Annotated in this window: 16 protein-coding genes; 5 read left to right on the forward strand and 11 right to left on the reverse strand. The window is 73.0% G+C overall.

The genetic code is table 11. The features are described from left to right. Window positions 1–25 precede the first annotated feature (25 nt). Window positions 26–1,009, forward strand: a complete 984-nt coding sequence (locus ACWCYY_RS09330) for an ABC transporter ATP-binding protein (protein WP_449795583.1) — start codon at window positions 26–28, stop codon at window positions 1,007–1,009. After that, entirely contained in the window at window positions 1,009–1,776 is a 768-nt protein-coding gene (locus tag ACWCYY_RS09335; protein ID WP_345290132.1) for an ABC transporter permease subunit, read from the forward strand. The genes ACWCYY_RS09330 and ACWCYY_RS09335 overlap by 1 nt, the downstream gene beginning before the upstream one ends. A 32-nt stretch (window positions 1,777–1,808) precedes the next feature. On the opposite strand, the gene ACWCYY_RS09340 is transcribed toward ACWCYY_RS09335, so the two are convergent. Beyond that, the gene (locus ACWCYY_RS09340) at window positions 1,809–2,129 is read right to left on the reverse strand and encodes an ATP/GTP-binding protein (protein WP_345290130.1); all 321 of its coding nucleotides are present in this window, start codon (window positions 2,127–2,129) and stop codon (window positions 1,809–1,811) included. A 231-nt stretch (window positions 2,130–2,360) separates the two neighbouring features. On the opposite strand from ACWCYY_RS09340, the gene ACWCYY_RS09345 reads away from it, so the two are divergent. Beyond that, window positions 2,361–3,599: an LLM class flavin-dependent oxidoreductase gene (locus tag ACWCYY_RS09345; RefSeq protein ID WP_345290129.1), complete on the forward strand. Its 1,239-nt coding sequence runs from the start codon at window positions 2,361–2,363 to the stop codon at window positions 3,597–3,599. Window positions 3,600–3,665: 66 nt separating this feature from the next. On the opposite strand, the gene ACWCYY_RS09350 is transcribed toward ACWCYY_RS09345, so the two are convergent. Further along, on the reverse strand, window positions 3,666–4,058 hold the full coding sequence (locus ACWCYY_RS09350; protein ID WP_345290128.1) for an SCO5389 family protein: 393 nt from the start codon (window positions 4,056–4,058) through the stop codon (window positions 3,666–3,668). A 377-nt stretch (window positions 4,059–4,435) separates the two neighbouring features. Here ACWCYY_RS09350 and nucS point away from each other — a divergent pair, with 377 nt between their 5' ends. Continuing rightward, window positions 4,436–5,095 (forward strand): endonuclease NucS, encoded by a 660-nt coding sequence (gene nucS / locus ACWCYY_RS09355; protein WP_345290126.1) that lies wholly within the window; start codon window positions 4,436–4,438, stop codon window positions 5,093–5,095. Here nucS and ACWCYY_RS09360 read toward each other — a convergent pair. The 5 genes from ACWCYY_RS09360 to ACWCYY_RS09380 all read right to left on the reverse strand — a co-directional run bounded on the left by ACWCYY_RS09360 (window position 5,092) and on the right by ACWCYY_RS09380 (window position 11,010). After that, the gene (locus ACWCYY_RS09360; protein WP_449795584.1) at window positions 5,092–7,299 is read right to left on the reverse strand and encodes an ATP-binding protein; all 2,208 of its coding nucleotides are present in this window, start codon (window positions 7,297–7,299) and stop codon (window positions 5,092–5,094) included. The two genes, nucS and ACWCYY_RS09360, sit on opposite strands and share 4 nt — an antisense overlap. Window positions 7,300–7,541: 242 nt before the next feature. After that, window positions 7,542–7,877 carry an STAS domain-containing protein gene (locus ACWCYY_RS09365; RefSeq protein ID WP_345290124.1) on the reverse strand — a complete coding sequence of 112 codons (336 nt, stop codon included), beginning with the start codon at window positions 7,875–7,877 and terminating at the stop codon, window positions 7,542–7,544. A 246-nt stretch (window positions 7,878–8,123) separates the two neighbouring features. Then, the gene (locus ACWCYY_RS09370) at window positions 8,124–8,990 is read right to left on the reverse strand and encodes a 3-hydroxyacyl-CoA dehydrogenase family protein (protein ID WP_449795585.1); all 867 of its coding nucleotides are present in this window, start codon (window positions 8,988–8,990) and stop codon (window positions 8,124–8,126) included. 155 nt (window positions 8,991–9,145) lie between these two features. Continuing rightward, on the reverse strand, window positions 9,146–9,796 hold the full coding sequence (locus ACWCYY_RS09375) for a response regulator transcription factor (protein ID WP_345290251.1): 651 nt from the start codon (window positions 9,794–9,796) through the stop codon (window positions 9,146–9,148). A gap of 5 nt (window positions 9,797–9,801) precedes the next feature. Next, window positions 9,802–11,010, reverse strand: a complete 1,209-nt coding sequence (locus tag ACWCYY_RS09380) for a sensor histidine kinase (RefSeq protein ID WP_345290122.1) — start codon at window positions 11,008–11,010, stop codon at window positions 9,802–9,804. 147 nt (window positions 11,011–11,157) lie between these two features. Here ACWCYY_RS09380 and ACWCYY_RS09385 point away from each other — a divergent pair, with 147 nt between their 5' ends. Then, window positions 11,158–11,715, forward strand: coding sequence for a hypothetical protein (locus ACWCYY_RS09385; RefSeq protein WP_345290120.1), 558 nt, complete (start codon window positions 11,158–11,160; stop codon window positions 11,713–11,715). Between the two features lie 7 nt (window positions 11,716–11,722). On the opposite strand, the gene ACWCYY_RS09390 is transcribed toward ACWCYY_RS09385, so the two are convergent. From ACWCYY_RS09390 to ACWCYY_RS09405, 4 genes are all read right to left on the reverse strand, one after another. After that, window positions 11,723–12,295 (reverse strand): cob(I)yrinic acid a,c-diamide adenosyltransferase, encoded by a 573-nt coding sequence (locus ACWCYY_RS09390; RefSeq protein ID WP_345290119.1) that lies wholly within the window; start codon window positions 12,293–12,295, stop codon window positions 11,723–11,725. A gap of 29 nt (window positions 12,296–12,324) precedes the next feature. Continuing rightward, window positions 12,325–12,702 carry a VOC family protein gene (locus tag ACWCYY_RS09395; RefSeq protein WP_345290117.1) on the reverse strand — a complete coding sequence of 126 codons (378 nt, stop codon included), beginning with the start codon at window positions 12,700–12,702 and terminating at the stop codon, window positions 12,325–12,327. Window positions 12,703–12,749: 47 nt separating this feature from the next. Then, on the reverse strand, window positions 12,750–13,250 hold the full coding sequence (locus ACWCYY_RS09400; protein ID WP_345290116.1) for a DUF2550 domain-containing protein: 501 nt from the start codon (window positions 13,248–13,250) through the stop codon (window positions 12,750–12,752). A gap of 139 nt (window positions 13,251–13,389) precedes the next feature. Then, window positions 13,390–13,770: a F0F1 ATP synthase subunit epsilon gene (locus ACWCYY_RS09405; RefSeq protein ID WP_104818316.1), complete on the reverse strand. Its 381-nt coding sequence runs from the start codon at window positions 13,768–13,770 to the stop codon at window positions 13,390–13,392. Window positions 13,771–13,845 lie beyond the last annotated feature (75 nt).

Below are 13,845 nucleotides of genomic sequence, written 5' to 3' on the forward strand. Positions count from 1 at the left end.
CCTGACGGAGAGTGAGGGAGCGCAAATGATCGAATTGCACGAGCTGACGAAGCGTTATGGCGACACCGTCGCCGTGGACCGGCTGAGCTTCCAGGTCCCCCAGGGGGTGGTCACCGGCTTCCTCGGGCCGAACGGCGCGGGCAAGTCCACCACCATGCGGATGATCCTCGACCTGGACCGCCCGACCAGCGGCCGGGTCACCATCGACGGCAAGCGCTACGGGCAGCTCAGCGAGCCGCTCAAGTACATCGGCGCGCTGCTGGAGGCCAAGGCCGTGCACCCGGGCCGGACGGCGTACGACCACCTGCTCTGGCTGGCCCAGAGCAACCGCATCCCGCGCGCCCGGGTGGACGAGATGCTCGCGCTGGTCGGGCTGACCGCCGTGGCCCGCAAGCGCTCGCGCGGCTTCTCGCTCGGGATGGGGCAGCGGCTCGGCATCGCCTCCGCGCTGCTCGGCGACCCGGAGATCGTGATGTTCGACGAGCCGGTGAACGGGCTGGACCCCGAGGGCATCCTGTGGATCCGGAACCTGATGAAGGGTCTGGCCGCCGAGGGCCGCACCGTCTTCGTCTCCTCCCACCTGATGAGCGAGATGGCGCTGACCGCCGACCACCTCGTGGTGATCGGCCGCGGCCGGCTGCTGGCCAACCTCTCGATGGCGGAGTTCATCAAGCAGAACTCCCGCTCGGCGGTCCGGGTCCGCACCCCGCACGTGGAGCAGCTGCTCACCGCGCTGCACGGCGCCGGGCTGAACGCCACCCCGGGGCCGGACGGCGCCTACGAGATCGAGGACGGCGACCTCGCCCACATCGGCGAGCTGGCCGCCTCGCACGGGGTGACGCTGCACGAACTGAGCCCGCAGCAGGCCTCGCTGGAGGAAGCCTTCATGCAGATGACCGCCGACTCGGTGCAGTACCACGCCGGCGACGGCCGCGGCGGCGCCGCCCCCGAGAGCACCGCCGCCCCGCAGAGCGCCGGCTGGGGCGCCGGCTGGAAGGAGAACAGCTGATGGCGTCGTTCCCCGCCGTCCTGCAGTCCGAGTGGACCAAGATCCGCAGCGTCCGCTCCACCATCTGGACGCTCGCCCTGACCTTCCTCATCACCCTGGTGGTCGGCGGGCTGCTCTCGCTGGTCACCAAGTTGAACTTCGACGAGTTCACCCGGGGCTCCAGCACCCCCTTCGACGCCACCGGGACGGCCTTCTCCGGCATCCTGCTGGGCGAGTTGGCCATCATCGTGTTCGGGGTGCTGGCGGTCGGCAACGAGTACAGCACCGGCATGATCCGGGTCAGCCTGGCCGCCGTCCCGCAGCGGGGGACCCTGCTGCTCGGCAAGGCCGCGGTGCTCGGCGCGCTGGCGCTGGCCGTCTCGCTGGCCACCGCCTTCATCACCTTCTTCGTCGGCCAGGCGGTGCTCGGCGACCACTCCACCACGATCGGCGCGCCGAACGTGCTGCGCGCGGTGATCGGGGCGGCGCTCTACCTGACCATGCTCTGCCTGTTCGCGGCCGGCGTGACCGCCATGCTGCACAACCAGACGCTGGCGCTGGGCGTGCTGGTGCCGTTCTTCTTCCTGCTCTCGCCGATCCTGTCGGCGGTGCCGTACGCCAAGAACGTCGCCCGGTACTTCCCGGACTACGCGGGTTCCCGGATGATCACCGTCTACGAGCAGTCCGGCCAGCCGTACGGGCCCTGGACCGGCTTCTTCATCTGCCTGGCCTGGACCGTGGCCGCCATCGCCGGCGGCATCCTGGTCCTCAAGAAGCGCGACGCCTGACGGCACGTCACCCTCACGGAACGCCCTCCGCCTCAGTGGCGGGGGGCGTTCCTGCCGCGCTGGACGTTGCTGCTGCGGCGCTCACGGGCGCTCCAGCAGGCGCGGTGCCAGTGGCGGCGGTCGTCCACGCCGGCGCCGTGAGCGGGCCAGGCCACCACGTGGCCGACACCGGGCGGGATCTCCTGGTCGCAGCCGGGGCAGCGGTAGAAGCGGCCCGAGGTGCCCGGGATCGTCTGCACCACCCAGTCCTCGCCGCCGAACTCCTCGACCCGCCGCAGCGTGCCGCCGAACGGCACGCCTGACGGCTCCTCCGGGGCGGCCTGACTGCGGGGCGGCTTGCGGCGGGGCGACACGGCGGGCACCTCTCGGACGGAGCGGACGGTCTGGTCCTCCAGGGTACGGGGCGCACCACCCCGCCCCGCAGCCCTACCACGCGGGCCGACGGCGCCTCAGGCTTTCCGGGGAGATCCACCCGATCTTCCGCGAATCGGGGCGTTCCGAGTGCCAATGGCACATGACATCGGTTACTCAACGAGGGACAAGGCGGGGCTCGCAGACCCTGCGGCACCCGAGGAGGCCATCCGATGACCGACACCGACCAACTGACCACCCCTCAGCTCGACCTGCCCCCGGCACCGCTGCTGGGCGACGCGTCGGGGACCGACTCCCTCAGGGTCGGCGCCTTCCTGCTCTCGGCCCAGTTCCCGGGCCAGGACCACGGTGCGGTGCTGCGCCGCACCGTCGCCGCCGCCGAGACCGCCGAACGGTCCGGCCTGGACTCGGTCTGGCTGGCCGAGCACCACTTCGTGCCCTACGGCGTCTGCCCGGACGCGGCCACCCTGGCCGCCCTGCTGCTCGGCCGGACCCGCCGGATCGGCGTCGGCACGGCGGTCAGCGTGCTCTCCACCACCCACCCGGTGGCCCTCGGCGAGAAGGCCGCGCTGCTCCACCTGACCTCCGACGGCCGGTTCACGCTGGGCGTGGGCCGGGGCGGGCCGTGGATCGACCTGGCGGTGTTCGGCACCGGCGCGGCCGCGTACGAGGAGGGCTTCGGCGAGCGGCTCGACCTGCTGCTGCGCTGGCTGCGCGGCACCCGGGTCGGGGCCCAGGGGCCGCAGTTCAGCTTCCCGGCCGTGGACGTGGTGCCCCGCGCGACCGGGCCGCGCCCGGCCGACCTGGCCGACTGGCTCGACGGGAGGCCGTTGACCCGCTTCCCCCGTCAGCGGCCGGGCGGCGGAGCGGTGGACGGCGCCCTGCCGATCGGCGGACACTCCGTCACCTCCGACCCGGCACAGGGCGGCCCGCCGGTGATCGCCGCCTGCACCTCGCCGGCCGGCGTCCGGGCGGCGGCCGAGCGCGGGCTGCCGATGCTGCTCGGGATGCACTCGGGCGACGAGGACAAGTCGCTGATGCTGGAGGCCTACCGGACCGCCTGGCGGGAGTGCGGCCGGGGCGAGGAGCAACTGGCCCGGGTGGAGCGGGAGCACATGGCCGCCGGAGTGGTGCAGATCGAGGACCGGACGGCGACGGCCCGGGCCCGGCTGCTGGCCGCGATGCCCGGCTGGTTCGAGCACGGGCTCGGCGCGCACCGCACGGTGGACGGCCGGGAGCGCCGGATGCGCGATCCGCGCGAGTACACCGAACTGCTCTGCGACCTGCACGCGGTGGGCACGCCCCGGCAGGCCGCGGACCGGCTGCTGGCCACCGCCGAGCGGACCGGCATCCGCCGCTTCGCCCTGCTGGCCGAGGGCTCGGGCGAGCACGCCGCGACCATGGAGAACATCGCCCGGCTGGGCACCGAGGTGCTCCCCCAGCTGGACTGAGCGAACGTCAGGACGCCGGGCCCTGGTGCAGGCGGCCCGGCGTCCCGGCAGTTCGGCGGTCAGGCCTCAGCAGTCCCGCAACTCATCGGACTGGTTGAGCAGTTGGGCCCGGACCGAGGTGAAGCGGTGGTACCGCTCGTCGCTCTGCTCCGAGGGCGCGAAGACCGCGACCCGGTGGCAGTTCTGGAACGCCAGCCGGACGCCGAAGTGCCGCTGCAGGGCACCCCGGATCGCGTCGCTGGCCATCGCCCGCAGCAGCTGGCCCCGGGCCTGCTCGCTGGGCGGCGGTACCTGGTTGTCGGCGAAGTCGGTGCCGTCCACCTGCACCTGGGCGACCAGCGAGCTGATCAGGTCCCAGGCGTACGGCAGGGAGGTTCGGACGCAGTCGACGAACTCCCTCTCGTCGACCTCTCCTCTCTCGGCCTTCTCCAGCAGGGCCGGTGAGACGTCGAGCGACATGGGTTCTCCTCTCGCGGTCCACCCCGGGCGGACCGCCGGGGTGGTCGTACGTCGTGCCGTTGGTGCCGTTGGTGCCGCTGGTGCAGTTGTGGAAAGCTACGACCGCTCACCACAGAGTGACATCCGCTCGTCAGTACGGCCGGGGAATCCCCCGATTCGAACCGCAATCGCCGCGTGCCCCGTCAGATTGGCCGAATCCCGTCGGATCGTTCATCGAAGTGCTCCGTCCCCGTTGAGTGACCCCCACCCGCCGGACAACCCGTGGAGCTACGGCGCGGGGCGGTGTGCAGACTCCATGTTTCGCCGTTCACGCGGGTTCATCACCCGTCCGTCGCGGTTTCGCTTCAACTGGCCCCGCTGGGCTAGCGTGGTCAACCATGCGTCTCGTCATTGCCCGCTGCTCCGTCGACTATGCCGGTCGGCTCTCCGCCCACCTGCCCTCCGCGACCCGCCTGATCCTGGTCAAGGCGGACGGGAGCGTCAGCATCCACGCCGACGACCGGGCCTACAAGCCCCTCAACTGGATGTCACCCCCCTGCTCCCTGAAGCAGGACGGCGACGTCTGGACGGTGACCAACAAGGCCGGCGAGAAGCTGATCATCACCCTGGAGGAGGTGCAGCACGACTCCTCGCACGAGCTCGGCGTGGACCCCGGCCTGGTGAAGGACGGCGTCGAGGCGCACCTCCAGGAGCTGCTGGCCGACCGCATGGAGGTGCTCGGCACCGGCTGGACCCTGATCCGCCGTGAGTACCCCACCGCGATCGGCCCGGTGGACATCCTCGGCCGGGACGCCGACGGCGCCACCGTCGCCGTCGAGATCAAGCGCCGCGGCGAGATCGACGGCGTCGAGCAGCTGACCAGGTACCTGGAGCTGCTCAACCGAGACCCGCTGCTCGCCCCGGTGAAGGGCGTCTTCGCCGCCCAGGAGATCAAGCCGCAGGCCCGGGTGCTGGCCACCGACCGCGGCATCGGCTGCGTGGTGCTCGACTACGACGAGCTGCGCGGCATCGACGACGACAAGCTCAAGCTCTTCTAGGACGCCGAGGGCGACCCCGGCGCCGTGCTGGTATCGGTCGGGGTGGGCGTCGGGGTCGGGGTGGGCGTCGGGGTCGGGGTGGGCGTCGGCGTCGGAGCCGGCGGGGTGGTGGCCGGCCTGGTGGTCGGGGCCTGGGTCGTCGGCTGCGGTTGGCTCGGCTGCTGAGTGGTCGGCGTCGAGGACTTGCTCGGGCTCGAACTCGGCTTGCGGGTACCGCTCTTGGACGGGCTCGCGGAGGGGCTCGGGCTCTCCGACTCGCTCGGCGAGGGGGCTGCCGAGGTGGCCGTCGGACTCGGCGTGGGCGTGGTGCCCGGGGCGATGCTGACGTCACCGGTGTAGACGCCCTCGTCCAGCACCCCGTTGTGGCCACCCCGGCCGGGCTCGTCCGACCGCGCCAGGCTCAGGCCCACCGCCGTCCCCAGCACGCCGACCGCGAGCACCGCCGCCCCGGCCGCCACCGCGGCACGGCGGCGGCCGCCGCGGAGGATCTTCTTGCGGAACCGCAGCGGCACCTGGGCGGCGATCGCCCGCATCACGGGCCGCCGCCCCCCGCCGGGACGCCCCGCGCCCTCGATCGCCCGACCGGACCCGGCCCGCAGCAGCGCCAGCATCCGGCGCCCGGCGGCGGTGCCCCGGGCCTCCTCCACCGAGGCCCGCAGCGAGAGCGCCGCCTCCAGCTCCCCGATGGCCGGACCGGTCACCCCGGTGCAGGCCGCCAGCACGCCCAACTCCTGGTGGAACCAGGCCTCTTCGGTCGGCGAGCCGAGTTCGCGGGCCGCCTCCAGGCCGATCTCCAGCACCTGCTCCCAGGCGCCCCAGCGCAGCGAGAGCGCGAAGGCCGGCGCCGCCGCACGGGCCAGCCGGAGCACCTCCTCCGGCCGCCCGGCCGCCCGGTCGGCCAGCAGCGCACCGACCACCACCTCGGCCTCGGCGGCCAGTTGGGCCGGGCTGACCGAGCTGTGCCCCACCCACCAGGAGAAGTGCCGGGCCGCCCCGAAGGCCACCTCGCCCGGCTCCCACTGCTCCGCCAGGGTCTCCAACACCCCGTCGGTGAGCCGGTGGTGGCCCCCGATCGAGACCGCCAGACCGCACTCGGTCAGCTCCTGCAGGGCGCTCTCGCCCAGGCCCACGTCGATCAGCGCGGGCAGGTGCGGGGCGGTCGGGCACTCCCCTCCGAGCGCCACCGCCAGCAGCAGCACCGCCCGGGCCGCCTCGCTCAGCCCGGCCGCCAGCCGCAGCGTCGGCGCCGCGGATTCGGCCACCGAGGGCAGCGGCACCGAACGGCGCAGCTCCCCCTCCAGCTCGGCCGGGTCCTCCGGCCGGGCGACCTCCTTGACCAGGCCGAACACCCGCCCCCGGTCCTCGTGTTCGGCGACCAGGGTGTCCACCTCGACGTCCCGCTGGCGCAGCAGCGCGGCCGCCTGCACGAAGCGCAGCGGCAGCCCCTCGGACTCGAACCAGAGGTCGATCGCCCAGGCCCGCTCGTGCTCGTCCAGCGGCCGGCCCGCCAGCCGGCTCACCAGGTTCAGACAGGCGGGGCGGGACAGCCCGCCCACCAGGTGGTCCAGCAGCCTTGAGCCGGGCGGCAGTTGGGGGCTGCCGGGGGCGACCGAGACCAGGAACGCGCAGTCCGGCGCGGCGGCCAGCAGCTCCTCCAGCTCGGGACCGCTCGGCTCGACGTCGTCGATCACCACCACGGCACCCAACGGGGCCAGCAGGTCGCGCAGTTGGTCCTGGTCGGGGCGGAACGGAGCCGACCGGTGGGTGGCCGCGTACAGGTCCTGGAGCAGATCGGACGAGGTCCGGCGGTGCCCGGTCAGGCGCACCACCCCGTCCGGCGCCAGCTCGCCGGCGGCGTCCGCCACCGCACCCAGCAGCGCGGTCCGGCCGGAGCCGCCCTGGCCCACCAGCCGTACCGAACGGCCCTCCGCGAGCAGGCCCAGCAGCTGCGCCACGTCGGCCTCGCGGTCCAGCAGCGGCTGGTCCGCGGCGGCGCTCCCCAGGGCGAGCGGCCCCACCGCGGCGGCGGTCGGCCGGTGGCTGTCCGCCACCACCCGCCGCGGCTGCGGCCGCCACTCCGGCGGGCACGGCCGGAACTCCGACCCGTCCGCCCCTCCCACCACCAGCAGCCAGTCACCGGTGACCAGCTCACCGCTCCGCTGGCGCGGCGCCTCCTGCCGGACGTCACCGGATGGCTGGTTCACGATCTCGCTCCGCCCCGTCTAGGCCGACTGTCTGACCGGAGACTCTCGCACACCCGTCTCCGAGGCCTCTACCCGGGGCACGAAAGTGGCTACACCGGGGGGGCGGGGAACTGCGCGAGTGCGGAAGGCGGCCCAGCGTTGGATCGGGGCAGGCGAGCCAGTTGCAGGCGTTGCCGTTCCCCTGCGCGCAGTTCCTCGCGCCCCTGGGGCGCTGCCCTGCCGACGGCCGGCGGGAGCATGCGTCAGAGGACGACGGGCAGCGTGGTGCCGTAGGGGTCGGGGACGGTGCCCTCGACGGCGAGGATGCGGTGGAGGCGGGTGGCGACCAGGAGGCGCTGCAGCTGGGCCGGGACGGCACGCAGCACCAGACGGCGCCCGAGGCGCCCCGCCCTGCGGTGGGTGCCCATGATGACGCCGAGGCCGGTGGCGTCCCAGGACTCCAGGCCGGCGAGGTCGAGGACCAGGTCGCCGTGCCCGCCGTCGACCGCCTGGTGCAGGCGGGCACGGGCGTCGGCAGCGCTGCGGACGTCGAGGCGGCCCTGGATGGCCAGGCGCCGGTGGTCGCCGGTGATGTGCACGCTCTCCTCCTCCGCGGTCGCCCGAGCGGTCAGGACAATCGGAATGCCGTCTCCCCCTCACCCATCTGACGGCGGATCAGCCGTTCAGGTTGCTGGTCCGCGCCGGTTCCGGGCCAACTTCACCCGTCCGATGGAATAGAGGGAATATACGCAGTCGAGCCCCACACCCACGCTCGATTCCCACCCAAATCACCCGTGCGCGGCGGGGTCGTGAGCAAGCTCACCCACTCCCCCGCCGCCCGGGGCTCACTTCTGGTAGTCGTAGAAGCCCTGGCCGCTCTTGCGGCCGAGGTCCCCCGCGGTGACCATGCGGGCCATGATCTCCGGCGCCGCGAACTTCTCGTCCTGGGTCTCGGCGTAGATGTTGCGCGCCGCGTGCAGCAGGATGTCCACGCCGGTCAGGTCGGCGGTCTGCAGCGGGCCCATCGGGTGGCCGAAGCCGAGGCGGCAGGCGGTGTCGATGTCCTCGGCGCTGGCCACGCCCGTCTCGTACAGCTTGGCCGCCTCGACCACCAGGGCGGTGATCAGACGGGTGGTCACGAAGCCGGCCACGTCGCGGTTGACCACCACGACCTCCTTGCCGACGCCCTCGGCGAAGGCGCGGGCCCGGGCCAGCGTCTCGTCGCTGGTCTTGTAGCCGCGGACCAGCTCGACCAGCTTCATCAGCGGCACCGGCGAGAAGAAGTGCACGCCGACCACGGACTCGGGGCGCCCGGTGGCGGCGGCGATCCGGGTGATCGGGATGGCCGAGGTGTTCGAGGCGAGCACGGCGCCGTCCTTGGCGAGCTTGTCCAGCTCGCGGAACACGCCTTCCTTGACGTCGAGTTGCTCGAAGACCGCCTCGACCACGATGTCGGCCTCGGAGACCGCGCCGAGGTCGGTGGTGGTGGTGATCCGGCCGAGCGCGGCCTCCGCCTCGTCGGCGGTCAGCCTGCCCTTGGAGACGAACTTCTCGTACGAGGCGCGGATGCCGTCCAGGCCGCGCTGCAGCGCGGCGTCGGTCACGTCGCGCAGCACCACCTGGTGCCCCGCCTGGGCCGAGACCTGCGCGATGCCCGCGCCCATCAGACCCGCGCCGATGACGGCGATCCGCTGGTCCGCTACGTTGCTCATGGCTACCCCTAAGCTCCTGAAGGCGGCTCGGGGCAGGGATCACCCACCGGAGCCGCGCCGCTCACGCGCCGGACTCTAGTGCCCACGGAGCCCGTGTGGTGCGATTGCGCAGTGTGATGCTGCTGACGTGCCCACGGTGGGTCCGACCTGCGCGCCTACTCCGGCACCATCCCCAAGTCCTGCGCCAGGATGGCGGCCTGCACCCGGCTGCGCAGCTCCAGCTTGGCCAGGATCCGGCTCACGTGCGTCTTCGTGGTCGCCTCGGCCATCTCCAGCCGCCCGGCGATCTCCCCGTTGGAGAGCCCGGCGCCCAGACAGGCCAGCACCTCCCGCTCCCGGGGTGTGAGCGCCGCCACGGCCTCCCGGGCCCGGGGCTGGTCGGGCCGCCCGGGCCGGGCGAAGGTGGCGATCAGACGGCGCGTCACCGAGGGGGCGAGCATCCCGTCGCCGCGGGCCACCGTGTGCACGCCCTCGATCAGCGCGTCCGCCTCCAGGTCCTTGAGCAGGAAGCCGGCCGCCCCGGCGCGCAGCGCGCCGTAGACGTACTCGTCCAGGTCGAAGGTGGTCAGCACCAGCACCCGCGCGGCATCGGCCGCCACCACCCGGCGGGTGGCCGCGACCCCGTCCAGGCGCGGCATCTGAACGTCCATCAGCACCACGTCCGGCCGCAGCTCCAGCGCCAGCCGGACGGCCTCCTCGCCGTCCGCCGCCTCCCCGACCACCTCGATCCCCGGGTCGGTCCGCAGGATCATCACCAGCGCCGCCCGGACGGCCGCCTGGTCCTCCGCCACCAACACCCGCACCACGTCCGTCACGCCCGTCCCCCGGTCCTCGCACCCGTCCCCGGCTCGCGCGGCAGCACCGCGCGCACCACCCAGCTCCGCTCCACCGGCTCCGCCACGAAGCTGCCGCCGAGCAGCCCGGCCCGCTCGGCCATCCCGACCAGCCCGGCCCGGGCCCCGGGCAGCCCCCGGCCCTCGCCGGCCCGGTACGGGCTCTCCACCCGGATCTCCAACTCCTCGGCCCCGTGGGCCAGCAGGACCTCCACCTCACCCGGTGCGGCGTGCTTGAGCGCGTTGGTGAGCGCCTCCTGGACGATCCGGTAGGCGGCGAGCTCGACCGGGGCCGGCAGCTCGCCGCGCTCGCCCCGCTCGGTCAGCCGGAACCCCAGCCCCGCGGCCCGGCCGCTCTCGGCGGCCTTGGCGACCAGGCTGTCCACCGCCTCCAACCGGGGCGCGGCGTGGCTCTCCTCGGCGTCCCCGGCGCGCAGCAGGCCGATCATCCGGCGCATCTCGGTGAGGCCCTGCACGCTGTTCTCCCGGATCACCGCCATCGCGGCCAGCAGCGGGTCCTCGGGGTCGCGTTCCTGACGGCGTGCCAGGGCCTGGGCGCCGGTGGCGTGGATGGCGATCGCGGAGAGGTGGTTGGCCACCACGTCGTGCAGCTCGCGGGCCATCCGGGCCCGCTCCGCGACCACCGCCTCGCGCCGGTCCAGCTCCGCCAGCAGCGCGGTCTGCTCGGCCCGCAGCCGCTCCGTCTCGGCCCGGTCCCGGTGCTTGCGCACCAGGTCCGCCGTCCACACCGGCCCGAGGAAGACCAGCACGCAGACCACCACCGCGAGCAGCGCCTGCGCCACCGAGGTGGTGTACAGCCCGGCCAGCGAGCCCAGCACCACCGTGGTGGCCATCCCGGTCAGGTGCAGCACCTTGGACATCCGGGGCGAGCCGTAGAGCACCGCCGCGTAGAGCAGGTCGGTGTACATCACCAGCGAGGCGGCCAGCGAGCCGGCCCAGACCACGACGCCGATCAGCAGCCCGCCGAGGCTGACCGTCCAGACCGGATGGGTCCGGCGGAACAGCTCCAGCACCGCCAGGGCCACCAACGGCAGCAGCACCGCCCAGACCGGCAGCGTGGCGGAGCGGTCGTACGCGCCGAAGGCGATCAGCACCAGCCCGCCGAGCAGGCTGCCCAGCGCGATGGCCCGGTCCTCCTGCCGCGGGGTGAGGTCGAGGTTGAGCACCGCCCCATCTCACCATCCCGCCCCGGCCCGCACCGACCCGCCGTACGGAGGAGCCCCGTACATCGAAAGGTGCACCCCGGTCTCCGCGCAGCCGACGATGACCGGCCGCCCGGCCCCCTGGGAGGCTGGCTGCCAGGGAGGTACACCGTGATCGTCACACTGATCGTCGCCGGCGAGGTCGGGTTCTGGGTCCTGCTCGCCCTCGCCCTGGCCGCCCGCTACCTGCTGAGGTGGCGGACCGTCAGCACCGCGCTGCTGCTGGGCCTGCCGCTGATCGACCTGGTGATCCTGGCGCTCACCCTGGTCGACCTGCGCGGCGGCACCACCGCGAGCTGGACCCACGGCCTGGCCGCGAGCTACGTCGGCTTCTCGATCGCCTTCGGCCACATGATGGTGACCTGGGCCGACGGTCACTTCCAGCACCGCTTCGCCGGCGGACCGCGGCCCCCGAAGCCGCCGAAGTACGGCGCCGCGAGGGCCGCGCACGAGTGGGGGATCTTCGCCCGCACCGCGATCGCCGCCGTCATCACCGTCGGCCTGATCGCCGGCGTGACCTGGCTGGTCGGCGACGCCGAGCGGACCCGGGCGCTGAACGCCTGGTACCAGCGGATGGGCCTGGTCACCGGCATCAACCTGGTGATCGCCGCCAGCTACACCATCTGGCCCAAGCAGGAGAAGAAGGAGAAGTCCCCCGGCCTGCTCTGACCGGCCGTCAGCGGTTCTCGCCCGGCACCCAGAGCACGTCGCCGCGCTCCTTGTTGGCCGCCCGGGCCAGGATGAAGAGCAGGTCGGAGAGGCGGTTGAGGTACTTCGCGGTGAGCGGGTTGACGCTGTCCCCGTGCTCCTCGATCGCCGCCCAGGTGGCCCGCTCGGCCCGCCGCACCACGGTGCAGGCCAGGTGCAGGTGGGCGGCGCCGGGGGTGCCGCCCGGGAGGATGAAGCTGCGCAGCTTCTCCAGCTGCTCCAGGTAGTGGTCGCAGTCCCCCTCCAGCCGGTCGATGTAGGACTGGAGCACCCGCAGCGGCGGGTACTTCGGGTCCTCCACCACCGGGGTGGCCAGGTCCGCGCCGACGTCGAAGAGGTCGTTCTGAACCCGTGTCAGGACCGCCGCCACGTCCTCGGGGAGCTGCCCGACGGCCAGCGCCACCCCGATGGTGGCGTTGGCCTCGTTGGCGTCCGCGTAGGCGACCAGCCGGGGGTCCGTCTTGGTGGTGCGGCTCATGTCGCCGAGCGCGGTGGTGCCGTCGTCACCGGTCCGGGTGTAGATGCGCGTGAGGTTGACCATGCGCCGCAGCCTAGTACCCGGCCGCCGGGTCAGCCCCGGAACTCGTTGACGCAGATCAGGTTGCCCTCACTGTCCTTGCAGTAGGCCGAGGCTCCGCCGGGCCACTCGATCACACCGTCCACGGTCTTGTAGTCCGGCAGGTCGTACTCCTCGAACACCACACCGCGGGACCGGAGTTCGGCCATCTCCGCGCGCAGGTCCGGCACCTCGAAGGCCACCTGGGTGTGCCCGCCGCGGTCGGCGATCGAGGTCGGGAACAGCAGGATCGAGCTGCCGGCCACCTCGTAGATCGCGCCGCCCTCGATCTCCTTCGCCGGGGTCATCCCCAGCTTCTCCTGGTACCAGCTCTTGGCCCGGTCCAGGTCCACCACCGGGAGGGTGGTGGAGACGTTCCCCTGGGTCAACATGGTCGGCTCCCTTCCCGAAGAGCCCCCCTTCACCCAGTGTGGTCCCGTCAGGCGACGTTGACCCGCTGGCCGGGAGGCGCCGCCTCCAGCCAGGCCAGGAAGCCGGTCAGGGCGTCGTCGCTCATCGCGAGCTCCAGCGGGGCGCCGTTGTGCAGGCAGCGCAGCACCACCGAACCGGAGAGCAGCGCCAGCTCCTCCTGGCCCTCCGGGTAGCGCCGGCCCAGCACCTCGATCTCGCGGCGCGGCAGCACCCGGCGCGGGCGCGGCGCGTAGGAGAAGACCCGGAACCACTCGATCGAGTCACCGCTGTAGCGGCCGATACCAAAAACCCACCCCTTGCCGTCGGTCACGGGGACCGGGGCCGAGGTGGGCTGGCCGTTCTCGTCGAGATCGGGCTGCGTGGAGGCGTCCGCGGGCATTTTGAGGCGGTAACTGCAGTCGAACGTTCCGCCTACTCGCTGGATCACCCGGCGGCGGACCGCGAAGGCCACCAATCCGAGCACACAGAGCGCCACGACCGCCGCGCACACCAGAAGGGCGAGGACCATGCTCACCGACCTCCTCGCTACCCGCATCCCCGTTTGCCGGTCGTATCAACGACCCGGCACTGACCTACCAACTGATACGACAGTCCCGGGGTCACGCTCTCGCGTCCCCGGGACCGTCGGTCGTACGTACTGCTGGAACTCAGGCGGCCTTGCGGCGGCCGGCCGCGACGAGGCGGACCTCGGCGCGACGCTCGGCGTGCGCGTCGAGCTCGCTCTTCGCGGTCTCCAGCGCGCGCTCGGCGCGGGCGACGTCGATCTCGTCCGCGAGCTCGGCGATCTCCGCCAACAGCGACAGCTTGTTGTCGGCGAAGGAGATGAAGCCGCCGTGCACGGCCGCGATGACGGTGCCGCCATCGGTGGTGCGGATGGTGACCGGGCCACTCTCCAGCACGCTCAGCACCGGGGTGTGACCCGGCATGATGCCGGTGTCACCGGAGGCCGTACGGGCGACGACGATGGTGGCCGCACCGGACCACACCTTGCGGTCGGCTGCGACCAGCTCGACGTGCAGCTCAGCCAACGTGGGCTCCTAGGCTCTTGCAACCACCGGATGACCCGGCGATTGCGGTAAGAATAACGGGCCCGCGGCCCCGGC

The sequence above is a fragment of the Kitasatospora sp. NPDC001664 genome (assembly GCF_053596675.1).